General features: G+C 44.1%; 21 protein-coding genes and 1 tRNA gene. 10 read left to right on the top strand and 12 right to left on the bottom strand.

The window, feature by feature from the left end:
• Positions 1-243: 243 nt before the first annotated feature.
• Complete coding sequence (locus tag RA156_RS11170) at positions 244-714, bottom strand: hypothetical protein (RefSeq protein WP_306640159.1); 471 nt, start codon at positions 712-714, stop codon at positions 244-246.
• Positions 715-981: 267 nt separating this feature from the next.
• Between RA156_RS11170 and RA156_RS11175 the strand changes: the two genes are divergently transcribed.
• From RA156_RS11175 to RA156_RS11210, 8 genes are all read left to right on the top strand, one after another.
• Positions 982-2,490 carry an SUMF1/EgtB/PvdO family nonheme iron enzyme gene (locus tag RA156_RS11175; RefSeq protein WP_306640160.1) on the top strand — a complete coding sequence of 503 codons (1,509 nt, stop codon included), beginning with the start codon at positions 982-984 and terminating at the stop codon, positions 2,488-2,490.
• The gene (locus tag RA156_RS11180; protein WP_306640161.1) at positions 2,490-3,170 is read left to right on the top strand and encodes a hypothetical protein; all 681 of its coding nucleotides are present in this window, start codon (positions 2,490-2,492) and stop codon (positions 3,168-3,170) included. Before RA156_RS11175 ends, RA156_RS11180 begins: the two co-directional genes overlap by 1 nt.
• A 501-nt stretch (positions 3,171-3,671) precedes the next feature.
• The gene (locus RA156_RS11185; protein ID WP_306640162.1) at positions 3,672-4,100 is read left to right on the top strand and encodes a VOC family protein; all 429 of its coding nucleotides are present in this window, start codon (positions 3,672-3,674) and stop codon (positions 4,098-4,100) included.
• A gap of 475 nt (positions 4,101-4,575) precedes the next feature.
• A complete protein-coding gene (locus RA156_RS11190; protein ID WP_306640163.1) occupies positions 4,576-6,510 on the top strand; it encodes a hypothetical protein in 1,935 nt (644 codons plus the stop codon).
• Positions 6,511-7,039: 529 nt separating this feature from the next.
• On the top strand, positions 7,040-7,714 hold the full coding sequence (locus RA156_RS11195; RefSeq protein ID WP_306640164.1) for a hypothetical protein: 675 nt from the start codon (positions 7,040-7,042) through the stop codon (positions 7,712-7,714).
• Positions 7,715-7,735: 21 nt separating this feature from the next.
• The gene (locus tag RA156_RS11200) at positions 7,736-8,191 is read left to right on the top strand and encodes a hypothetical protein (RefSeq protein ID WP_306640165.1); all 456 of its coding nucleotides are present in this window, start codon (positions 7,736-7,738) and stop codon (positions 8,189-8,191) included.
• A gap of 30 nt (positions 8,192-8,221) precedes the next feature.
• Positions 8,222-8,956 carry a DUF7003 family protein gene (locus RA156_RS11205; protein WP_306640166.1) on the top strand — a complete coding sequence of 245 codons (735 nt, stop codon included), beginning with the start codon at positions 8,222-8,224 and terminating at the stop codon, positions 8,954-8,956.
• Positions 8,957-9,097: 141 nt separating this feature from the next.
• Positions 9,098-10,690: a hypothetical protein gene (locus tag RA156_RS11210; RefSeq protein WP_306640167.1), complete on the top strand. Its 1,593-nt coding sequence runs from the start codon at positions 9,098-9,100 to the stop codon at positions 10,688-10,690.
• A gap of 75 nt (positions 10,691-10,765) precedes the next feature.
• Here RA156_RS11210 and RA156_RS11215 read toward each other — a convergent pair whose 3' ends face one another.
• The 6 genes from RA156_RS11215 to RA156_RS11240 all read right to left on the bottom strand — a co-directional run bounded on the left by RA156_RS11215 (position 10,766) and on the right by RA156_RS11240 (position 16,403).
• Positions 10,766-11,125 carry a DUF1987 domain-containing protein gene (locus RA156_RS11215; RefSeq protein ID WP_306640168.1) on the bottom strand — a complete coding sequence of 120 codons (360 nt, stop codon included), beginning with the start codon at positions 11,123-11,125 and terminating at the stop codon, positions 10,766-10,768.
• Between the two features lie 21 nt (positions 11,126-11,146).
• Positions 11,147-12,259 carry a SiaB family protein kinase gene (locus RA156_RS11220; RefSeq protein WP_306640169.1) on the bottom strand — a complete coding sequence of 371 codons (1,113 nt, stop codon included), beginning with the start codon at positions 12,257-12,259 and terminating at the stop codon, positions 11,147-11,149.
• 86 nt (positions 12,260-12,345) lie between these two features.
• Positions 12,346-12,648 carry a hypothetical protein gene (locus RA156_RS11225; RefSeq protein WP_306640170.1) on the bottom strand — a complete coding sequence of 101 codons (303 nt, stop codon included), beginning with the start codon at positions 12,646-12,648 and terminating at the stop codon, positions 12,346-12,348.
• A gap of 103 nt (positions 12,649-12,751) precedes the next feature.
• Positions 12,752-14,455, bottom strand: a complete 1,704-nt coding sequence (locus RA156_RS11230; RefSeq protein WP_306640171.1) for a hypothetical protein — start codon at positions 14,453-14,455, stop codon at positions 12,752-12,754.
• Positions 14,452-15,027, bottom strand: coding sequence for an RNA polymerase sigma factor (locus tag RA156_RS11235; RefSeq protein ID WP_306640172.1), 576 nt, complete (start codon positions 15,025-15,027; stop codon positions 14,452-14,454). Before RA156_RS11235 ends, RA156_RS11230 begins: the two co-directional genes overlap by 4 nt.
• Before the next feature lie 26 nt (positions 15,028-15,053).
• Positions 15,054-16,403, bottom strand: a complete 1,350-nt coding sequence (locus tag RA156_RS11240) for a T9SS type A sorting domain-containing protein (protein WP_306640173.1) — start codon at positions 16,401-16,403, stop codon at positions 15,054-15,056.
• A 218-nt stretch (positions 16,404-16,621) separates the two neighbouring features.
• Between RA156_RS11240 and msrA the strand changes: the two genes are divergently transcribed.
• Both msrA and RA156_RS11250 read left to right on the top strand, forming a co-directional pair.
• Positions 16,622-17,224 carry a peptide-methionine (S)-S-oxide reductase MsrA gene (gene msrA, locus RA156_RS11245; protein ID WP_306640174.1) on the top strand — a complete coding sequence of 201 codons (603 nt, stop codon included), beginning with the start codon at positions 16,622-16,624 and terminating at the stop codon, positions 17,222-17,224.
• A gap of 344 nt (positions 17,225-17,568) precedes the next feature.
• Positions 17,569-18,090: a tetratricopeptide repeat protein gene (locus RA156_RS11250; RefSeq protein ID WP_306640175.1), complete on the top strand. Its 522-nt coding sequence runs from the start codon at positions 17,569-17,571 to the stop codon at positions 18,088-18,090.
• Positions 18,091-18,122: 32 nt separating this feature from the next.
• Here the strand turns inward: RA156_RS11250 and RA156_RS11255 are convergent, their stop codons facing one another.
• The 5 genes from RA156_RS11255 to RA156_RS11275 all read right to left on the bottom strand — a co-directional run bounded on the left by RA156_RS11255 (position 18,123) and on the right by RA156_RS11275 (position 22,521).
• Positions 18,123-18,488 carry a DoxX family protein gene (locus RA156_RS11255; protein ID WP_306640176.1) on the bottom strand — a complete coding sequence of 122 codons (366 nt, stop codon included), beginning with the start codon at positions 18,486-18,488 and terminating at the stop codon, positions 18,123-18,125.
• A gap of 78 nt (positions 18,489-18,566) precedes the next feature.
• Positions 18,567-19,664: a CE1 family esterase gene (locus RA156_RS11260; RefSeq protein ID WP_306640177.1), complete on the bottom strand. Its 1,098-nt coding sequence runs from the start codon at positions 19,662-19,664 to the stop codon at positions 18,567-18,569.
• 71 nt (positions 19,665-19,735) lie between these two features.
• A complete protein-coding gene (locus RA156_RS11265) occupies positions 19,736-21,319 on the bottom strand; it encodes a sialate O-acetylesterase (protein ID WP_306640178.1) in 1,584 nt (527 codons plus the stop codon).
• A gap of 380 nt (positions 21,320-21,699) precedes the next feature.
• Positions 21,700-21,771 (bottom strand) — tRNA-Glu (locus RA156_RS11270).
• A 63-nt stretch (positions 21,772-21,834) separates the two neighbouring features.
• Positions 21,835-22,521 (bottom strand): hypothetical protein, encoded by a 687-nt coding sequence (locus tag RA156_RS11275; RefSeq protein ID WP_306640179.1) that lies wholly within the window; start codon positions 22,519-22,521, stop codon positions 21,835-21,837.

Genomic DNA, 22,521 nt, shown 5'->3' on the forward strand with positions numbered 1-22,521 from the left:
GTTTTTGGTTGTTAGTAATTAGTTCTTGTTACTGGTCTTTGGTTGTTAGTACTTAGTAATTGGTTCTTGGATCTTAGTTGTTAGTACGATCCGTCATAACAACCCAAAAACCAGGTACCAAAAACCAAGTACCAAAGACCAAAAACCAAAGACCAAGTACCAAAAACTAAGCACCAAATACCCCATTCCACGTTCCACGAACCACGAACCACGAACCACGCACCACGCACCACGCACCACGAACTACCCCAAAACAAACACGAAGTTCCCAATCACCAAAACCTGCACAATAAAGAACAGGATCCCATATTTCCCTTTATTCCTTATCCCGAGGATCATCGCCGCAATGGCGAAGAGTGGGAAGATGAGTCCGCTGAATTGGCGGAGGGAGTAGGTTTCGGAGTTGTTTGTATCGTTGAGGCTGTAGGTATTTACTTCTTGAAACAGTACGGAGAGTTCGTACTGTATTTCTTCTCCTTTCTTGGCTTTTCGGGCGAACTCGTCGGAAACGCTGAAATCAATTTCTTGGGTGTAGAGGCGGTAGGAGTTGTGAGATTCACCGGAGGCACTGGAGTGATTTTGTACTTCTGTTTTTATGCGCTCAATGGTGGCGCTGTGTTTTTGCCCTGGGAGGAGGTAGTCTACCAAGATCACGAGAGAGATTACGATGAAGAGGATGTAAATCCACGAAGGTTGATTTACCTGCTTTGTCATGGGATAAAAGTCGTCAAATTCTGTGCTTGTGGCAAGCCACGAAATATCCCATCTTCGTGGAGACACTACGAACTGACTGAACGATGAAACACGCATTTAATCTTGCCTTATCATTAGATTCCTTTGAGTTAAATCATTGAATAATTCCTAGGCTCAACAAAACGAAGAGAGGAAGAATAAGAGGAAGAAGGAGAATTAGAACGAGAGTCTGAGGGAGAATTATATTATGATGTGAATGTTTAACTTACATACTTAAACCTAGAGCCGTTGAGCCTAACTTTCATGATGATGCGTACACTTATTTCTTTGTTGACAGCAACACTACTGTTTGCAACCGGCACTGCTCTCGCAAACAACGTTCAGGTTACGAACGTTGAAATTGTGAGCCAAGACGCCGCCCTCGACCAATACGTAATTGAGTTTGACCTATTCTGGGAAAATAGCTGGCGTGTGAGTGATGGTCCACAAAACTGGGATGCCACTTGGGTCTTTTTGAAATTTACGCGCCATAACCAACATGACTGGCATCATGGGGAGTGGTATCGAGCATCAGACGATGCTGCCGCCGACGGACATGTTTTCCCGGCCATTGCTCGAGTTCAGATTCCTGAAGACAGAAAAGGAGCTTTTATTCATCGTGCTCAAGATGGTATCGGAAACTTTGTACTGGAGGGTGTGCAAATGATCTGGGACTATTCAGGTGAAGACCTTCAAGACGACGCGGTTCTTGACATCAGTGTGCACGCCATCGAAATGGTCTACATTCCCGAAGGGCCTTTCTACCTTGGAGATAACGGTTCCTACCCGAACTCATTTCAAGTTGCAGGTTTTAATGGACAGCCTTTTTACGTGGATTCGGAAGATGAAGCCATCACACTGGGCGGTTCCAATTCAAGCAACTTGGGAAACGGTGTATTGGTTGGCGATGATCCCGCAACAATCATTGACAATTTTGACGAGCTGAATACGGCAAACCTTCCTGCTGATTGGCCAATGGGCTATCATGCCATGTACGTTATGAAGTACGAGGTCACAAAGGCGATGTACAGCGAGTTCTTTTTCACCTTGACCCTCGAGCAAAATGACGAGATGTTTCCGGACAATTGTCAAGTAGACAATGGAGGGTCATATTATCTCGAATTTGAGGATCCATACAAACCGATTGCATGTCTTACCTGGGCACAAATTGCTGCCTATCTCGATTGGTCTGGACTTCGTCCGCTCAGTGAAACCGAATATGAAAAAGCCTGCAGGGGGCCACTAGATCCCGTCCCAAATGAATACGCCTGGGGCACCAACGGATGGTATGGAGCATTCCACAACGCCAATGATCTGATCAGAGAAAATGAAGGAGAAGCCAACGAAATTATCATTGATGGCGTTGCTGAAGATGCTCCAAACGCTGCTTATGTCTCTGTATACGGAAATACTGACCACCATGTCAGAGTAGGAATCTTCGCTGCTTCAGTTCAAAACCCAACGCGCTTAAACACTGGAGCTACATACTATGGATTAATGGAAATGACTGGTAATGCGGAAGAAGCGGTCATTAGCCTTTCACGATCTGACACAAGAGATTTTAGCGGTCTGCATGGTGACGGTGAAGTAGCGGGTTCGGGAAATGCTTCCATTAGTGTGTTACAAGACTGGGCATTTGTTAACGCCGTTGGTGTTATGCGCAAAGGACAGTTTGATACGAGCACAGTGAGCCGCAGATTCTACATGGCTGAAATTGGAACAACAATGGGATTCCGAGCTTGTAGAACTGCTCCTTGATGCGTTGTCTCTTCACCATATTACTCAGTTTGATTTTCGGAATCTCAGGCCTTACCCAAGAGACCTCTGGGATGTTTCAGGGTGGAATGGATGATGGTTACGCAGTCGATAGATATTCCTCTAATGAGCTGGAAGAAAGCTTCATGATTTTCGATGGAGGAAACGATGATGGGTACTCCGTAGCTAGTTACTCCTCCAATGCAACACAAGAAAGCTCCATGATTTTCAGTGGGGGGAACGATGATGGTCACTCTGTAGCCCGGCACTCTTCGAATGCGACACAAGAAAGTGCGATGATTTTCAATGGAGGAACCGATGATGGATACCAGGTTTCAAGGCTAGCCGTCAATGGTTTCACCGGTATTTTCGCTGGTGGAATGGATGATGGCTACGATAAGGGTCGAACGCATGCGAACCTCGTCGAACCTTCGGGTATGTTTGCCGGCGGAACAGACGATGGCTATGATCAAATGATCATCTACGGAGTCGGTGATATTTCCTTTTGCCTCGGAGATTTTGATATGGACGGAGCCATCGCCATCAGTGATTTATTGCTATTCCTGGCTGATTACACCTGTACCAACGAATGTCATACCGACTTAGATGGTGACGGAATGGTTGGAACAAGTGACTTACTCATCTTCCTCTCTTTGATCGGAACCTCTTGCAGCGGAATCTAGAGAGGAAGAATGAGAATGAGAATTAGAATGAGAGTGAGAGAGTGATTGTGAAATCAGATTCGCAAAACATCATTGTGAACACAGACTCTTTCAATGCAATTGTGAACACAGCATCCCCAAATGCAATTGTGAAATCAAAGTCGCAAAACACCATTGTGAACACAGAATCCCCAAATGCCATTGTGAACATGAATTCTGAAAATCAAAAGTGAACAAGCCCAAACCAACCTCTCATTCTATTTCTCATTCTAATTCTCACTTTAAATTCCCCTCTCATTCTCCCTCTCATTCTAATTCTTCCTCTCCCGTTCACCACTCAGTCTATATATAGGGCAAATTAACCCCTGAAGAAACCCACCGTCTTGCCACTCCCCATTCATCGAGCCCCAGCCTTCCCTCGTCTAAGATCTGGTGAACAATTTCTAGAGCTGGAATGACTGGGGTATCTTGTAGTCACGAACTACTGAAAGGCAGCGTTCCAGGAAGCTAAAACGAGAACCCATGACAACAACGACATTCCTGACATTCGTAGGTGACCAATGCGGCAAGGCCGAAGAAGCCATTCAGTTCTATGTGTCCATCTTCCCCAACTCGGAAGTTAAGAGCATCACCAAGTATGCCGAAGGCAAACCCGGCGGAACACCCGAACTCATCAAACACGGCGTCTTCTCCCTCAACGGCACCGAGTACATGGTTTCTGAAAGCAGCTATAACCATGCTTGGTCCTTCTCCCCTGCCGTTTCATTATTCGTCAGTGACAATTCAGAAACCTTAATCCAATCCCTCTTCGAAAAAATAGAATCCCACGGCGGACAAGTCATGGTCCCACTAGACGACTACAAAGGCGAAGGCGACTACGGCTTCGGCAAAAAGTTCGGATGGGTTCAAGATAAGTATGGAGTTTCTTGGCAGTTTTTGGTGACGGAGTAGTCTATGCAGATTTCACAAGGCTCAAAATGTGATTGTGAACAGAGAGTTGCCAAATACAATTGTGAACAGAGCATTTCGAAATGCAATTGTGAACGCAGGGTTGCGAAATGCAATTGTGAACAAGGACTAGGCTAATTTGATTGTGAACCAAAGATTCACTTAGACGTTTGTATTTTACAGGTAAACATCAAACTTTCTACTTCAAACTTCCTATTACTGATATCATCCTTTAGAGGGATGACTTATGCCTTTTTGACTAGTATTTTTGGGCGAATATTATTCTCCAGTGGTTCGGAAACAACAGATCAGCCATAACATTACTAATTGTAAGGCTATCGTTCCTCATATTGGACTTTATGTCGATATCAGCTGGATTAACACCATTATCAAGATAAATCTTACCGGGCTTTATATATAGGCCGGTGGCAAATGTCCTACACAACGTTTAGAGCGATTTTCAAATTGTACCTTACTCATGAACTTGAAACACACTTACAAAGACCTTCTTGCCTCTACCGCAGTATTCGCGGAAATGGCGAATGAACAGGTTGATCTGAAGAAAATTTTAACCGAATTCGTTCTTGCCACCTATTCCCTAGAAAAGTGTTTTGCTCAATCTACAGTGGAAGTTACCCAGTCGCTCAAGAAACATTTCGAATTTGAAATTCCTGTCGCAGTTGTTCGTACTATCCTCAAGAAATTAAAGAAGAGTGAGACTTTGTCACAGGAGGAAGGAAAGTATGTTATTACTAGTGAAGAAAGAAGTAAGTGGATTGACTTTAGTACAAAAGTTGACACCAAAGAAGCCCAACAAAAGGCGATTTCTGATCAATTGATAGGCTTTATTGAACTAAAAAAGGGACCAATAAGTAGTGAAGAGAAGGCGGCTGTTCTTGACTGTTTTTCTAGTTACCTCTTTGACGAATCCTTCGAAGACAACTACTCAGATTTGGTAAGTCTTTTCATTATAAAGAACTCAAAAAACAAAGAGTTTGCTGCGGAGTTAAACCTAATACGAGAAGGTATTACTATACTCAAAGGGATAAAATACAACCCTGAAATCAATGAAATCAAGCCTTGGCGAAAACCTCTTACGATTCATCTTGACACAGAGCATCTTTTTAATGTATGTGGTCTCAACGGTCTTGTTTTTCAAAAGCACATGACTGATCTTCTTGATATAGTTAAGCAAATTAATACTGATCGTCAAAAGAAGAATGAAGGAAAAGCTATCATTTTCAAATATTTAGAAAGCACCGAGACTGAAATCAAAAACTTTTTCTTTGCCGCCAGAAAAATTGCTGCAGGAGAATCCAGTAGGGGACATAGCTCTGTAGCAATGGACGCTATTCTCAAGGGTGCAACTCAAGCTTCGGACATAATACGAAAGGAGGCGGAGTTTTTTAGAAAACTTGTGGGTCTTGGAATAATAAAACAGGCTCCAATAGAACTGTATGTTGATCATAGCTTCAATATTGAAGACCAGAGAATCTTCTACAAATATGAAAACGAAGCTGAAGAAGAAGAAATATCTTCAATCCTACAATCCTTTACTGCAATCAATATCTTAAGAAAGGGTAATAATCGTGCGTCATTTGAAGATATCGGACATATCATCATGACCGGTAGGCGAATCAAATTACAGATAAGTGGTGATCTCGACACAAAAGTTCGAGACGGAGATTTTTCTTTCGCAACGCACATATATTACGTTACGCAGAGGTTATGGTTTCGATTGAATAGAGGGCTCGGATTTCGCGGGGCACTTCCCACCTCTTTGGACGTGATTGCAAAGGCCCAAGTCCTTCTGTCAAATCACTTGAATTCATCAGTTAGAGACCGTTTTCTCAAAATAGAGAAAGATGTTGAATCCGGGCAAAGAAGCCTTGAATCCGTTCAAGCTTATTACGTAAACCTACGCTCCAATGTAGTCAAACCAGAGGACCTTGCTCCGGAGAATGTTGAGGACCGAGTAAAGTTCCTTTTTGAAGAATCCGATATTGAACAATTTGAGGATGAACAAGCCATTTTAAGAAAGAAAGCTGAGGCATTCGATCAGATACAAAAAGATAAACATGCTTCAGAAGAAAAGAAAAAGAAAGCGGAGAGATTAAACAAAATTCAACGCTGTCAAGAACTAGAAAGATTGGGTTACAGAAATGGCGGAATTTTCAAGAAGCTATTCTTCGTTGTAATCACTATAGCCGTTCTAGCACTTACTTGTCTAGTTTTTTCTTTAATAGAAAAGTCCGACACTCCAATGACAATTGGTTCAGTAATTCTTGGTCTAATCAGTGTGTTCGCAATAGTTAAGTGGAAGGTTGTGATATTATGGCTTGAGAAAAAAGCATTACGAAAATTCCTCGACTACCGTACCAAGCACAAAATAAGTGATGAGGAAATGCAGTAGTGTAACCACATTCATCAAATGTCAAACCGCATGAAAATGTAGTTTAGCCAAACCGATAGCAACAATCGAAAATAACAGCAAAATCCACAATCATATTAACCCGCCATGGTCGAGTTGAAATCTTCAAGAAGAATATAAATTCGGATTTATCGACAACTAAGAATCGTAGATGAAAACAGAAGCTCCATCATGGCAAATGAAAACACAATGTCCATGTTGTGGACAAGGCTCACCGATCTATGTAAGTTGCCAGAAGTGCGGCTTTTTGACGGTACACTGTCACGAAATGGGCGAAACTTTCAAGGACCCACGAGATCTGGACAAAGAGTTCATTGAAACCTGTCCGACATGTAAGACGGAATCCAAGAATTTCCTGCCAGCTTCATCAGATGAAATCATTGACGCGGGATTTACCAAAGCCGATTATGAATAGCGAAAACTTAAAGAAAGGCACCTAATAAAGTGCAGTGATCACGAAGTAAATTGCACTATTTAAACGAATGCATTGGACTATTGACTGAAGTACGAAATGAATCTTTCTGAAAGGGCATCAAAATATCTTAAATCCCTAAACAAAGACTTAAAAAGGTCTTCCAATGAGGACCAGACTAAAGCCTATCTGGAACGACAGAACATCAGATCTTATGATGGTTTCTTGAGATTTCAAATACTCTATTCCGGATATGAGTTGACCATTAAAGATAATCCAGGACATTCATTTTTAGCTTCGCTATTCACGCAGGAGCAAATAAGAAAAAATGAAATCTTAGAAATCGAAAAAGCTGGAGATCGATATATAGAGGTTTGTGGTGACCACAAGAGCGCCCAGTTTACCTTTTTCATTACTGATAAAGGAGAGATCTGCACTTTGGACGATAATGATTTACCTAACATCCTCTACAGCTCATTCGACAAAATGCTGGAAGAATATGCCTTGAGAAATGAGATTCACAACTGGGATTCTAATCCTTACTATTTCGAGGTTAAAAACTTAGAGCATTTGACAACCGTAATGAATAATACATTTCAAGTGATACGAGAGTGTTCTGACCAATATGTAACCTGGTGGAGAAATGAGAACTTGATTGCTGTTAAAGGAGTTTGGCTCGATAGACCTGAACCATATTTCCATGTTTATGGAAAGGAAAGAAATCAATGTGACGATCTCATTGAGAGGTTAACAACTAAGGGTATATTAAAGTAACACTGAATAAGAATAAAAAGAATGACACCACAATTCCCCATCATATCAGTCTACAACGACGGCATTGAAATTTTCGAAGACGAATCGCATTTGGCTTCTGCCACGGTTTTAGCAGTATTGAAGGGAGAGAAAGATTCCAAAGCGTATGACGGAAATGGTAAAAAGTGGAATTACAAATTGGTCTCCTCCAAGGTTAAAGATAACTTCCTAACCCGAGTTCTAGCGAACACCGTTTACAACCCGATCGTCAAGGTTCATCCTAAATGGAGTAAATCTTCTGACTTCGACATCCATGAGCTAAAGACCATAGTCCAACATTGTATAGACAATGACGATGACGTATTAACTCAATTTGTCGACGCAAAAACACTCAAGCAACACATAGCCAACTCGCCTGCTTTTGAAGATGTGTACAACGTTCTAAAGAAGTATTCGTTCGAAGTTGACGAAGATGAGCTGTTTGGGAACAAGGAATAAATACTGTCGCGAACAAAACCCATCTTAGCAATGAAGAGGTTCGGATTAAGTAAAAAACGAGAATACTCAGAAAAGGAAATTCTAGAACAACTTGACAAATGTGCACAAGAGTTTATGTTTCCGATGTTGGACAACGGCCACGTGTATCCAATTCATTCTAAATTAAACGCCTACCGTGACGAAAAAAGGTGGGCTTTGATTATTGAGGTTATCGGATTCAGCTATCGAGGAGGTGGACACGATGGAATCTCGAATTGCCTCCACATTTATGGCAACTGTATCAATATGATGCCTGGGATCGACAATTCGAGCTTTTTATACTTAACAGACGATAGTGCTGAATACTTGACGTTCGATGAAGAGTATTCGGAATTCCTAAATCCGAAGGCAAAAACCATGCTCTTACGAGGAAAAGAACTGAGCATCAATCATAACAGAGAGTTTTATTCTAATAAAGGAATTGATCTAGTCGAAGAAAATAGAATTTTCGTGTGGGAATTCATGAGAGGATTGGTGCCTGAATGGAACAATGAACTAGAGGCTACGGAACAAGAATTAAACGCTAAAATCCCAGTGGATTTACCCAAAATTCTGGAGCTAACTGAATGGTTTCATCCGGATTGTGCTGGGATGGAGCTACCGAGTCAAAATGAAACTTTCGTACAAATAGCAAGAGTACTAGAAACAGGGAAAACGGAATTCTATAGACCTACCAAAAAGCCTAACAATCATTGGAGTAACTGGCCAAATGGCGGAAATTTGTAGATAGGAATACTCTCCGATATACGAAACTTTTTCGCAACGCCAGGGACATGAACACCCTGTGAATGAATACTATCCTCTTTAAACTAAAACTCATCGGCTTATATTCCATTCTCCCATTTATTCATAGTCGCCCCACCACATATGAATGAATCATTCTACATAGAAAGAACATGTTCCACTTGCGGAAACAACGAACGTATTAGCGTATCGAAAAAGGAAGCCGCTTTTGAACTAGTGAACATTAATGATCTCCTCGGACCAAACTGCCCCAATTGCTCAAGCACTTCTTTTTCATTCGGTTGTAGGTCGCTCGATTTGGATTTTGAATTGCTCAAAGAATGGGCACTTGATCTTGAGTTGCATGTAAGCCCTCAAGACGAAGAAATAATCTTAGCCGAAGAGAAATACGTAGAGAGTATTCTATCAATCCTTGACGGATTCACAATTCCAGATCAAAAGAGAAACATCCTCATAGGAGCTCTTTGTGTGATAATCTATGACAACACCGTAGAGGACAATCATCAGAAAGACAGAAACCTTAAGCAACGCATCATTAGAGAGTTGAATAGTCGAATTGAAATTCTAAAACTAGCGGACGATTCAATAATGGACTACATAAAGGAAGTTGTTCATCCTCAGTTAGAATTGAACCGTACCGAAGAGCTCAAATCATACGAAGCGTCGATTAAGAGAGAACATCGTTTTGGCTGGACTCCAAAATTCCAAGACGTATTCCAGACCGATTTAAATAAAACTGTATTCGTACCTATTGTCATTCAAACCTTTGAAAGGTTGGGATGGGATTTGGTCTATCAGGACGAAAATTCGGCGGAAGCTAAACGAAAAGGAGAATTCAATCGGGGGACAGAAAAAATTACAGTGTCCTACGACCAAGGGAATGTCGAAGTCATAAGTATTTCACTTGGAAGTGAACTGTGGGACGCTGGGAGAAACTCAAAGCGAGTCAGGCTATTTGAACACGCTTTTCGACAGTTAGAAGATGAGTATGATGCCGAAGCCTTAGCTGAATTAGAAAAAGAAGTTGAACGAACGAATAACTGGGATGACTACGTAATCCCAGAGAGTCTGCCACTTCCGAAAAAACAGAAAACTCCGAAACTGTGGATTCCAGTTACTGGTGGATTGATCTCAGCAATCTTACTCGGATTTATCCTTGCTCTACTCACCACAAAGGTGATGTATGTATTTGTACTTTATGAAGTGGGGATCGCAATTGCCTTTGGGTTAGTCCTCAAATTTCTGATTAGGTCGAGTAACTACACGTATTTCAATCATCTGAAATATACCCTTATGGGAATGACTGGGCTCGCCTTTTTCTCAAGCCAATACTTTCAGTATCAAATATTCTTAAACGAAATAGGAGAGGATTCATTCGGGTTTCTCGCATTTATGAATTTAAGGCTTCAAATGGGCCTAACGCTAGAGTCCCTGAATACCGGGTGGATAGGGCTTGTACTGAGCTGGATTTTCCAACTCGGATTCACATATTTAGTTGGAATATTTCGTTTGGCTTCAATCTTGATTTCGTATCAATTAGAAAGAGTTCCACCCGAGGTCTTGGATTTTGCACTCTTTCATTTTACCAAAGAAAAAACTGAAGATCAGGTGCGTTCTGAATTATCCAGAATGGGATGGACAGAAGCACAAGATCAGAATGAAGTCTTCGAAGCAATAGGTGCTCTAAATGGTGCAATTGAACATGGCAGAATGTAATATTCAAAAACCATTTAGCCATTTAGCCCAAAAAAGAAAAAGCCTTAGGCCTTAGGCCATAAGCCATACGCCCGATCAGGATGCAAACTTAAACTCAAAAGGCAAATCAACCAGCCCCGAAAACTCCTCCCCCTTCTCCACCATCAACTCATCTTCTTCTTCGCTGATCCAAACTACCTGCACTTTGTCTTTCATACGCTCGAGCGTTGAAAGCAATTCAAGGAGGTATCGACCGCTAGATGAATTGAAGTATTCAAGGAAGAACTCAATCGTGAGCGGAGCGTTGCCGTTTAGCTTGAGCTCATTGGCCCACCCGATGACGGGTTCATAGAATGACCACGCATTTTCAGGCAAAGAACGCCCCTGGATGACCAGCTTATTGGCTAGGTCATCATACTTGACTTGAGGAGTATCTTGTGTTGCTTCGAAATGCATGAGTATCAGTGTCAAAAGTAGCTAAACAAGGGCGCTAAATGAAAAAAATGTTTCTTCATTATTGTGCGCGTCAAAGCGGTATGAGATTCGTCCACGACATGCTTTGGCCACTTGAAGGAGGCCTAGTCCTGTGCTCTGTTTATCCTTCAGATAAATGCTCTCTTTGAACTTCTGTTTATGAAGTTCTTTCAAGCCTTCTTCATCGCGACGCATCATCTCGCTTAGGCTAGCTTCTAATGTATTGACGTTCGAACTAGGCATGACGTTGCCTGTTTCGATGTATAAATTTCGTTCTGTTTGTCCGATCACGATCACTCCTTCCCGCACTCCATTCACTACCGGAGCATGGTGAGAGATATTCTGAAGCATCTCGATAAGTATATGACCAACCTTCTTGGCTTCCTGACTTCCAATCCCCTGCTCGATGTTGATCTCGACAATATTCAGCAGCGGTAGAATCGCTCCTTGAGAGAAGTCTCCCTTGTAGCACATCAAGATGCCCTTATCGGTCATCATCGACTTAAATTCACGCGAAGTCTGCATGAAATCCAACTCTTCTGAATCGTCTGTCTTTTTGAAATTCACCTGGTTATTGAACAAGGTGTTGCCCTGGGCATCCTTGTCAAAGTCGAAACGCAATGGTTGACCTGACTTACGCGCCAGTTCAATCAATCCTAGTCCGGCCCCGCCGCGTTCACTGATCTCGTTGTCTTGAAGTTGTTTCAAGTACAACTCCTTCAGTTCCTTTTTGTCTAAGGAATTGACGAGCTCTACCGCTTCAGCCAACTTGTTTTTGTCGTCTGGGTTGACCTTGTTTATGGAATTGATGTAGAATGATTTCGGGAATGCACGGAAGCTGAACATCGCTTCATGGTCGATGTCTTTCTTCTCGATCGAATCGCCGTGCTTCAGAATGTTTTGGAAACACTCGACTAGGAGGAAAGACACCTTTCGATTCACTTTCGAAAGCTCTGCCTCCCCTTCAAGGGTATTCTCGCTAATTCCAATGATCCCTTCGGTCAGGTGCTCCCTAAACGGTCCGCGGTAGGCGAACATCATTCGTGCGTCTTGGTTAGCCTGAAAGAGAGACCACGCAGAAAAGCGCTCCATATGTGTGGAGTTTTCACTCAGCATGGTACATAGTTATCCCTTCTGATCCATTAAGATCAGATAATCAGTCTCTCCTTGTTACGCGAATTAAGGTCCGTGAGTTACAGATTTTATAGCGCAAGTTCTTCCTGCATGACAATGGCGTGAACTTCCTTCACGACATCACGCATCCAAGACGTGCTGATATATGGGAATACGCGTTCTCGAAGCTTAATCTTTGTCGCTGTTTCACGAAGCTGAAGGAGCACCTTCTCGTGATCGTTGTCGACTGTAAACTTGATTTTGAGTGTGGTATCAGCTTGCTCGCTGATTTCGATACCTTCAGTAAGTAGCTCTGATTCGATGGCTTCGATAAGGTTGTTGCTAGTGATGTTTAGTCCTTCATTGAGAACTTTGATTCGAATAGTATGCATAGGTGGCTAAATTTCAAATGAGCATTCTATCCCAACAAATCTTCGGCACAGTTCCTTCAAGTTAGGATGAAACTGCTGTAAATCAAAAGAATAGTTTTCCACACTAGTGCAAACGGATCTGCAATCCAGCCACGAATCCGTAGCTATTCAGGCGCTCTTCATAGATGTCGCTTTGAAGGGTTGGTGTCACCCCAAATCGCGTACTGAAGCCTGTATACACCCCTAGCCTTTCAGATAGACTATAGGCAATATGTACATCCGATCGGATGGATATCGAAAGGGTTTGAGCCGCCGCTGAACGATCAACAAATCGTCCGTCACTCAATACCACCCCATCAACGGTAGTTTGAAGCATAAACGAAGGACCAACACGCACGCCCAACTCCCAGCGCTTCCATTGGAAACGTTTTCCTACCATCAGCGGAATCTCCACAACAGAACGTTGCTGCTTGAACTTGCGTTCTTCGCCGCGCTCTATTTCGGTCACCAATACGCTGTCTTCAATGAAAGTAAAGGCGGTATCAGCGATCTCGATATAGGTCGTGTCTACAATCCACTCTTCCTGGTTTTCATTGAAGGTGGAATCAATCTGTTCGATGATTTCAATAGTAATCGAGTCAACGATCTGTTCCTCGAAATACTCAAAGTACTCTAGGGTATCACCCCCTTGAACAGTGGTCAATTCATTTTCAAAACGATGGATCTGGAATCCTGAGCTAAAGTCCCACCCTTTCATAAGGTAACTGATACCCAAACCGAAAGTAGTAGCACGCTCATCTGTTAACGAGGCCGTCGAAGTATTCTCAGACTGAATCTGCTTCTTCCCAAACGGACTAGCCAATCCAATATGCGGACGAAGCTCAATGATGTTCGGACGATAATTCGGTAAGTCGCGTTGATTGCCATGGAACTTGCGTGTGTACTCCGGATTCAACACAAACCACCGCGTCTCCGGCAAGAACATTGAAGGACGAGGAACCTCATCATACGCCGGATCATGGAATGGATTAAATGGTGTTTCTCCACCCAACGCATCATTGCCGTCGCTATCATCGTTTCCGTCTTGACCTAAACTCGATCCATCAGCGCCAACATCGGCACCACTACTATCGTCGGTAGGATCAGTAGCACCAAGTCCACCACTACCAGCCTCACCAGAAGCCCCCGGCCTCAACTCCGGCCCACCCCCTCGGGTAATCTCTGCTCCAGACTTACCACCCAAAGCGTCAGTCCCATCAGCCATGTCACCAGTCGGTCCACTAACCATTTCGCCAGAAGGCCCACTAGCGGAGTCAACACCTTTAGCCATTTCGCCATTTAGCCCTTTCGCCCTTTCAGCCATTTCGCCATTTAGCCCATTACCCGGATCAACACCTTTAGCCCTTTCGCCATTTAGCCCTTTCGCCCTTTCAGCCATTTCGCCATTCAGCCCATTAGCCGTGTCAACACCTTTAGCCATTTCGCCATTTCGCCCTTCAGCCCTATCAATCGAAGATTGAGAGTTATAAATACTCGCCATCCTATTCTCCGCAAACCCAAGATGTTCGCCATTATTCGTTGACGCGTGCGTAAAATGGACAGGCATATCAATGGTTTGTCCTTCAGTGCTTGCTAGACGTTGATGCGCAATTCCCACCGAAGTCAGTAGCAACAGCACGAGCGGCACAGCGAAGAACCACCAGCGGCCTCTTCCCTTTCGGGCATCAAGCATCTGCTCCATCTGGCTCCAGTGGGCCTGATTGAAGCTAGCCTGTTGGCCCGCCAACTGTTCTCTGAACAGCTCGTCTATGTTGTTCTTTTCCTTCACAGCAAAAAACTCTTTAATGAGCCCATGGCTTTGATCACCATTGACTTCAGGTCTTTTCTCGCCATGGATAAATGGTAGCGTGAATTGTCTTCACTGATCTCCAGTTTATCGGCGATTTCTTTGTGGGAGTAGCCTTCGACGGCATACAGGTTAAAAACAGCTCTTCTTGTATCTCCGAGTTGATGTAGAATGCCTTCCAGGTCTTCAGCATTCAATTTCTGCTCGGCTTCGTTGACATGATGATCGTCAAGCATGTACGATTCTTCTTGCCAGTCTGTAGTGCGCGTTTGCTCTTTGATTCGCTTTTGAGATCGAAGCTCATCGATGCATGAGTTGATGACCACACGTTTGGCCCAGAACTCGAATCGGTCAGCATCATTTTCTTTGAGGAATCGTTTCAATGAATCAAGGATCTTCATAAACCCTTTGTTCAACGCCGCAGCGCGCTCATCGTCATTGGAGAAGTATCGACAGGTCACAGGAAAGAGGTAGGCGTGGGCATCCTTGTACAGAAGGAATTGTGCCCTTCGGTCGCCTTTTGCCGCTTTCCTGAGAACCGTTTTGTCGATCATATATCATTCGGGGAATGTTCACCCCGCTATTGTTTCACTATTCTTCTGGTCAACTCTTGTTCCTTGCCCCAAACCTTCACCAGGTAAATTCCCTGTGGTAGATCTGCAACTTCCAATGTCAACTGAGTTCGTGAATTTAGCATCTCATTTCTCACGACCCTTCCGTCGATTGAGAACACTGCCACTTGCTCCATGCGATCATCACCGCTTAGTTGAACATTGAGGATCTGTTGAACCGGGTTTGGATACAATGACATCTCCAAGGTACTTTCTTGCTCTACATTGAGCGGAAGGCCATCAACTACAATAAGTTGAACTGGTCCGCCAAGCGAATCACAACCTTGCATGATCAGCGTGTCACAATGCCAGCTAGAGCATGATTGGTCGTTGGTAAAGACTTCCAGGCAAATACCGTAGTATCCTGGTGATTCGTACTCGTGCGATGGGAATTGATCAGTTGAGGTGGTTCCATCTCCGAAACTCCAGACGTAATTGATGTTATCTCCTGAGCTTAAGTTGTGTATGTACACAAGCTCACATCCTAGAGAATCGTTGTAACTGATTTCAAAGTTCGCATTGCAATCGTTGAAGGTGCTGTCTCCGTTATCATAGACGCAAGAACCATCATCAATCGTTGCCTGAGGGTTGTAATTCAGTGCCAATGGATCAGTACATCCATAGATAAACTGGTCTGTGCTATCGCCGTTATCGTAGATACAAGAACCATCGTCAATCGTTGCTTGAGGGTTGTAATTCAAGGCCAACGGATCAGTACATCCATACACAAACCAGTCTGTGCTGTCGCCATTATCATACACACATGACCCATCGTCAATCGTCGCCAGTGGATTGTAGTTCAAGGCCAATGGATCTGTACAACCGTACACAAACCAATCGGTACTATCGCCGTTGTCATAGACACAAGACCCATCATCGATCGTTGCCCACGGATTGTAGTTCAAGGCCTGTGGATCCGTACAACCATAAATGAATTCGTCTGTACTATCACCATTGTCGTACTGACAAGACCCATCATCAATCGTAGCCTGTGGGTTGTAGTTCAAGGCCAATGGATCCGTACAACCATAGATAAAGAAGTCTGTGCTGTCTCCATTATCGTACAAGCAAGATCCATCATCGATGGTAGCTTGTGGGTTGAAATTAAGGGCGAGTGAGTCAGTGCAACCGTAAATAAAGAAGTCTGTGCTATCGCCGTTGTCGTAGATGCAGCTCCCGTCATTCACGTTTGCTAGCGGATTATAATTCAGTGCGAGTGGGTCAGTACAGCCATATATGAACTGCCCCGTGCTATCAACCTGTGCCTGCGCTCCAATCATCAGGAGTAGGAAGGTCATCAGTGGTAAAATTCTTTTCATCTCTATCGGATTAGTGTTCTAATTGTAAGCGCTTCATAAATAGAGACGTACCTCATTTCGCTCGTGTGAGTCACTTCTTCATTTTTTTTGGGATGTATACTTGAAACACTTGTGAACTCTTCGCGATGAATGGCTGTTTATTCTGCTACATCTTTGTACCACAAGCAATTTATATGAAGCAGTTTTTGGTTATAGCATTATTCATTTTACCTCTGGCTATGTGCAGTTCTTCGCCTACGGCGGAAGCAATGGCACCCGCAAAAGAGCCTAAGGATCTTAGTAACTATAGCGTAGCCTACTTCGCCAGCGGATGTTTCTGGTGTGTGGAAGCTATCTATGAATCTGTTCGTGGTGTGGAAGAAGCCATCTCTGGCTACTCAGGAGGAACAGAAAAGAATCCGACCTACCGTCAAGTAGGTGGAGGCAGCACTAGCCATGCAGAGGCCGTGGCCGTTTATTACGACCCAGAAGTGGTTGACTTTAGAACCTTGGTCAAGGTGTTCTACGGTTCACAAGACCCAACAACGGTGAATGGTCAGCATCCTGATTATGGTCCGCAGTATCGTTCGATAATTTTTTACGCTAACGCGGAAGAGCGAACGATTGCAGAGGAAGAAAAAGCCGCACTCGAAGCAAGCGGACTATACAGCGAGCCAATTGCGACGGAAATCACAGCGTTTACCAAGTTCTGGGAAGCAGAAGATTATCATCAGGATTATGAAAAACTGAATCCTGGAAATCCATACGTACAGAAGGTATCTATACCGCGTTTAAAGCGCTTCCAACAGAAGTTCCCCGAACTTCTGAAAGAAGACCATTAAGCCTGAAGCTAGCCGGTTCGGAAACGAACCGGCTTTTTTTTTCGTGTAAGGGGCAACCCTACAGAAGGTTCGCCGTCTATCCTACACCAAAACCAAAACTAACTATTCTATTGCCCCTTTATTGGGGATTAAGAATTAAGAGCAATGCGTTTACAGAAGTTCCATATCGACAATATGATCAGCTCCGAGGAGACCCTCCGTGGAGTTGTGCTATTTGCGTTGAGCAATGGTAGGATGGATGATCGATAAACAGCTGTAAACTTATCGCATTCGATCCCGGCCATTGTGCCGGGATTTTTTTTTTGCCCGAATTCAATCAATACCTAACCCAAAACCTTTCAATGATGGCAACAGAAAACCTCATCATCGAACGGTACTTGTTGCTCGTCGACCAACACTTCGCCGAGCAAGAGTACTATGAAGGACGAAAATTGCTAGAAGAAGCACTTTTTGTTGACCCTACCCATGGTACTGTACACAGCTACCTGGGTTGGTACTACTACGCACAGATGAACGACTTCGTCCGTGCGGATACACACTACGCGATCTCTATGAAAGCAGAGAACGTCTTCCCAGGAACCTATAGCAACTATGCTACGGTACTGATGAAGCTTCGAAGATTTCAAGATGTCATTGCGCTTTGTACCCAAGGTCTAGAAGCTCCCGGTGTAGCCGATGCTTACATGTGGATCGAAATCGCCCATGCACGAGAAATGCTTGGGGAATACAAAGCCGCAAAAGTGGCCTGTGAAGAAGGATTGAAAGTGGCAATGGACGAATTCGTCAAAGTCCAACTGACATCCGCACAAACTCGGATCAAAGAAAAATTGAAAAGAGCAGCGCCGTGGTATGCGCTTACCTTATAATAAAAAGGGCGACCTGTTTGGGTCGCCCTTTTCTATGAAGCTTGTTTCTCAACTCGATATAACCAATAGCGTGATAGGAACATCAATACCATTCCCATAACGGCGCCCATATGCTCACCATCTGAAATGGCCAAATGTGCCACCATCGCCAATAACAAATTAAAGAAGAACCCTGCATAGGCCCATTCACGGGCAATACGCGACCAGTTGGTCCAAATCGTTACTAACCCAACAATTTTAGCGATGGCCAGAGGAATGACCAGATACGTAGGAAAACCTAAGGCAACCCAGAATCCTTTTATCAACTCTGTTTGGGCGAAATAATTAACCACACCAATCATCATGAAGATGGTGAACAGCGCCGTTATGATTCGATATATGAGTAAATCTCTTTTCATGGAATCGTCCTGTATTTTCGAGCAAAGTAGGACAAAAGTACCGCAACAGAAGTCACGAGATAGTCACAGTCTCCGATTTTAACGGATGCGTACCGTACTTACATTTCCTTCAGCGCTGCGAACGCGGATAAGCGCCACGCCAGATAAATCCTCCATGCTGATACGCGTATGTTGTGGTGCTTGAATTCGCTCCCAAAGCAATCTTCCCTGAAGGTCGTAAGCATAGAGGTCAGCGGTCTCGAAGAGTCCGAAAACAGCACCATCCCAAAAAGCCATCATCCGCTCTGCAGATGCTTCCACCACTGATGTAAACTCTCCGTTGCATTGCGCCTCAAAGAACTCCCACATCACTTCGGTTGATTGCACATCTTGACTTCCCCAAGATCCAAACCAATCATGCCCTCCATTATTCACCCGGTAATGATGGAATTCCTGTCCTCCAGGTGATTGGTGATAACGCAGGAAGTCTACAGAAGTAAAATCAAAGATCTCTTGATTGGGCAATTGAATTTCATCCAAGTCAGTAGTTCCCATCATACCGGTCCACAGATCAACAATTTCAGGTACCCCGGCACTTCCCCAATTCGGATCATCCACACCTCCGTCGTAGCTCACCACCAAATCTGACGTTCCATGCAAGTGAATCACAGGAACCACCGTTGACAGATCGCAATTCTGAAAATCATAAGCGCTCATGGCACCAGTCACTGAACCAATCGCCCTGAATGTTTCCGGTGCTTCACAAGCCAAGCTATAGCTCATGTACCCACCATTAGACATTCCACAGGCATAGGTACAATCTGTACTCAGGTTATATGTTTCCTGGAGGTATTCCGCGAGAGCGACTAAGAAGCCTATATCATCCACCTCACTGATCCCTAAGTTCGCATTCCAATGTGACTGAAAGAAGGAATCTTGTGTGCCTTGAGGATAACAAACCACTACCCCATCTTCCTCCGAGATGTTTGACCACCCCGAGTAGTTTCTAATCACAAAGGCGCTACTTGTGTAACCGTGCATCACAAATACCAGCGGTGCACCAGGCTCGAGATTGTCCGGAACATCCAGATAGTAGAATCGCTCTACTCCGCCGTATTCAAAGGTTTCTTGAGAAGCAAGGTCAGTGCTGAAACTGATGAGAACAGCTAGGAGGAAAGAACAGAGAATACTCTTCATGAGGAACAGGTCAAGGTTTGGAGTAGAAAGTACATATTCTGAAGAAGAATGGATGGGAATATGCCCAAATCCTACCTTACCACTACCCTTTCACGATAAACGCCTTCCGCTGAATCCAGCTCAATGACATACATGCCCTCAGCAAAAGACGACACATCAAACGAGCCGATCATCTGAATTGGCTGATCTATCAAGACTTTCCCTTTGAGATCATAACACTTCATTCTGGCGTTGCCTTGATTCCACAAACTAAGATCAACGGTGATTACATGGGAAGCAGGATTCGGGTAAACGGAAACCTCGTTCATGCTGAGGTTCGTTTCGTCAACAGAAACTTCAGAACAAAAGGCCATGTCTCCAATCGCGAGAATCATCTCATCGCCCATAAATTTCCCGACGTTCAAAAAGGTTCGGGCGTTATTGTGGAAATGAAAACCGGCGTCGTCCGGAGACTCAGAGGCTGCAATATAGAGGGGCTTCGTATCTACAAAACCTACCGTACCACCATAGGTCTCATCATCACATCCCACCGCTTCCTGTGCCACAGCAATAATATCTTGAATGTCTTGAGTCCAACCCCAGTGGTCTTCGTACCCGCCCTGACCTGAACTCGCGATTACAAAGGGTAGTTCAGGATTTCCAAGGTCATTACGAACATCATTCACCAAGTGATGGAGATTGCTTTCATATTCATTCAGGAAATCGTCCGAACCGGCATCATTCCATCCTTGGAACCATCCAAAACCAGTGATTTCAAATTGATCTGTTCCGATATCAGGAAATAAGGCCTGCATGTTCTCTGTCACATACGCCACGCGATCAATCATTTCATTGTAATAAAAGCCGGTATTTCCACCTGCTGAAGGTGGTCGAAAGTCTTCGGCAAGGCTGAGTCCACCCCACGCTGTTTTGATAATCAACACCGGGTCATCATAGAACTGATCCATCTGGACAGCAAACATCAACTCTGGTCCGATTAAGTCTGGATAAGCTCCTTGCCCGATAGTCACGTGATCTTGAATGATCGTACCATCCCCATTCTCAAAATAGAGATGCGTTCCTTCAAACACGCTCCAATCCCCATCCGTTTGAAGCATAGACCAATAGCCCTCTTCATCGTTTTCAATCACATCCAAGAGTGTATTCGGTGCCGGATAATCATCTTCAGCACCCACCATAGAAGCCACCACATCATCTGAAGGACTAATCAGCTCCCACGAAATTTCATCGCCATATCCACCCGCTGAATTCACCACGATATCACAAGCCACTCCATTCTGAAGGCTCACAATCGCCGTACCTTCCGATCCATTCTCAAGTGTCTCCGTAGCTACCACGTTCCCGTCTTGAACGAAGTCGTAGGTCCAACCATTCCAGCCATCACCAAAGCCATCCAACATCTCAAAGGTGAAATCGCAATACTCCGTCTCTTCATCCAGACAGTCTGGAACGAAAGAGGCAATCACCACCCCCACAGCACCATTCGATCCTTCATAGATCTTCCCATGCCCTTGCATGTTCGATTGACCAGCCAAAACAAACACACGAACGATTTCCGAACCCGAATCTTCTAGCTCGTTATTGACCGTGGAATGATGTTGACCAAACAACAATGACGTGAGGAGAACCCCGAGGAATGTGAGTAGTGATTTCATGTGGAGTGGTTTAGATGGAGAAAATACGAAAAAGTGGACTGTGGACGGTAGACGGCAAACGGTAGACCGTGGACTGTGGACCGTGGACTGAACTTTTGCAGCGCTGTGCGCTGCTCATTTCTTTTCCCCTTGTACTGGTAGGCATTGCCTCGCAGGCAATCCGGTGGACAACCAACAAAATTCCGCATTCCGCAACCCGCGATCCGCGATCCGCGATCCACATTCCAAAAAAAAAGCAGAACCGAAGTTCTGCTTTTCAATGTTAGTAGCCCGTAGGGGATTTCCCGATGCGCCTCCGGCTTTCGGGATAAACTTCTCATCCCCGTCAAATTGTTGTGAAAACAAAAAAGCAGAACCTAGATTCTGCTTTTTGTCGTTTGTAGCCCGTAGGGGATTCGAACCCCTGCTACCAGGATGAAAACCTGGCGTCCTAACCCCTAGACGAACGGGCCATTCATTTTTGGGAGTGCAAATATATGTAAGGCAAACTTTATCGCCAAACGTTTCTTCTAAAATTAATCGCTGATTTCGTTCTCGTGAGAGAATTTGAAACCGAGACGTTTTCCGGTGGCGATCTTCAAATTGTTGCTCATGCTCATGATCTCTCCTACCGTCACTTCTTGAACTGCTTGATATGGAGGAGCATATAGATCGAAACCGAGGGTGTAGATGATCGCTGACTGTACAAAGCTCTTCAACTTCTCGCGAGAAATCTTTGAGTTGATGAAGTCGTTAAACAGATATCCCATCTGACGTTTTCCTTGCACCATGAAGTGATCTTCACGGTTAACGAACAAACGAGCAATCATGTATCCGCGGTCATGAACACGTTGGTACTTGAAGCTGTCTGCCAGGAAGTTGTAGACGTTGATGACCCCTACGTATCCATTCAGCTCATCATTTTGGAGATATGAACTTTGCCAAACGCTGTGCGAACGGTCGAATTGGAAAACATTGGTGTGCATGTAGAATACAAGAACATCTCCTGCAATCTTCACTTCCGCCTCGAAGCCTCCTTTGTCTTTATAGTAAAACTCTACGCGGTCATCTGTATCACCGAATGACTCCGTGATTTCTTCTACTACTTCTTTCAATAGGTCTTTGATGATCTCAAATGAAGCATGCGTACGTTCGTACACATCCTGCTTCACTACCGCACGTTCGCGGATCAAATTGATCATCAACTCATTCGCATCGCTCAT

Origin of the sequence: Sanyastnella coralliicola, from assembly GCF_030845195.1 — a bacterium.
GTDB lineage: Bacteria > Bacteroidota > Bacteroidia > Flavobacteriales_D > Sanyastnellaceae > Sanyastnella > Sanyastnella coralliicola.

Excerpts from the sequence above, each read along its gene's own strand:
- RA156_RS11205 (WP_306640166.1), top strand. The coding sequence starts at position 8,222 with ATGAAGAGGTTCGGATTAAGTAAAAAACGAGAATACTCAGAAAAGGAA.
- RA156_RS11220 (WP_306640169.1), bottom strand. The coding sequence starts at position 12,259 with ATGCTGAGTGAAAACTCCACACATATGGAGCGCTTTTCTGCGTGGTCT.
- RA156_RS11210 (WP_306640167.1), top strand. The coding sequence starts at position 9,098 with ATGAATGAATCATTCTACATAGAAAGAACATGTTCCACTTGCGGAAAC.
- RA156_RS11225 (WP_306640170.1), bottom strand. The coding sequence starts at position 12,648 with ATGCATACTATTCGAATCAAAGTTCTCAATGAAGGACTAAACATCACT.
- RA156_RS11180 (WP_306640161.1), top strand. The coding sequence starts at position 2,490 with ATGCGTTGTCTCTTCACCATATTACTCAGTTTGATTTTCGGAATCTCA.
- RA156_RS11260 (WP_306640177.1), bottom strand. The coding sequence starts at position 19,664 with ATGAAGAGTATTCTCTGTTCTTTCCTCCTAGCTGTTCTCATCAGTTTC.
- RA156_RS11185 (WP_306640162.1), top strand. The coding sequence starts at position 3,672 with ATGACAACAACGACATTCCTGACATTCGTAGGTGACCAATGCGGCAAG.
- RA156_RS11215 (WP_306640168.1), bottom strand. The coding sequence starts at position 11,125 with ATGCATTTCGAAGCAACACAAGATACTCCTCAAGTCAAGTATGATGAC.
- RA156_RS11190 (WP_306640163.1), top strand. The coding sequence starts at position 4,576 with ATGAACTTGAAACACACTTACAAAGACCTTCTTGCCTCTACCGCAGTA.
- RA156_RS11265 (WP_306640178.1), bottom strand. The coding sequence starts at position 21,319 with ATGAAATCACTACTCACATTCCTCGGGGTTCTCCTCACGTCATTGTTG.
- RA156_RS11235 (WP_306640172.1), bottom strand. The coding sequence starts at position 15,027 with ATGATCGACAAAACGGTTCTCAGGAAAGCGGCAAAAGGCGACCGAAGG.
- RA156_RS11170 (WP_306640159.1), bottom strand. The coding sequence starts at position 714 with ATGACAAAGCAGGTAAATCAACCTTCGTGGATTTACATCCTCTTCATC.
- RA156_RS11250 (WP_306640175.1), top strand. The coding sequence starts at position 17,569 with ATGGCAACAGAAAACCTCATCATCGAACGGTACTTGTTGCTCGTCGAC.
- RA156_RS11255 (WP_306640176.1), bottom strand. The coding sequence starts at position 18,488 with ATGAAAAGAGATTTACTCATATATCGAATCATAACGGCGCTGTTCACC.
- RA156_RS11240 (WP_306640173.1), bottom strand. The coding sequence starts at position 16,403 with ATGAAAAGAATTTTACCACTGATGACCTTCCTACTCCTGATGATTGGA.
- RA156_RS11200 (WP_306640165.1), top strand. The coding sequence starts at position 7,736 with ATGACACCACAATTCCCCATCATATCAGTCTACAACGACGGCATTGAA.
- RA156_RS11195 (WP_306640164.1), top strand. The coding sequence starts at position 7,040 with ATGAATCTTTCTGAAAGGGCATCAAAATATCTTAAATCCCTAAACAAA.
- msrA (WP_306640174.1), top strand. The coding sequence starts at position 16,622 with ATGTGCAGTTCTTCGCCTACGGCGGAAGCAATGGCACCCGCAAAAGAG.
- RA156_RS11275 (WP_306640179.1), bottom strand. The coding sequence starts at position 22,521 with ATGAGCGATGCGAATGAGTTGATGATCAATTTGATCCGCGAACGTGCG.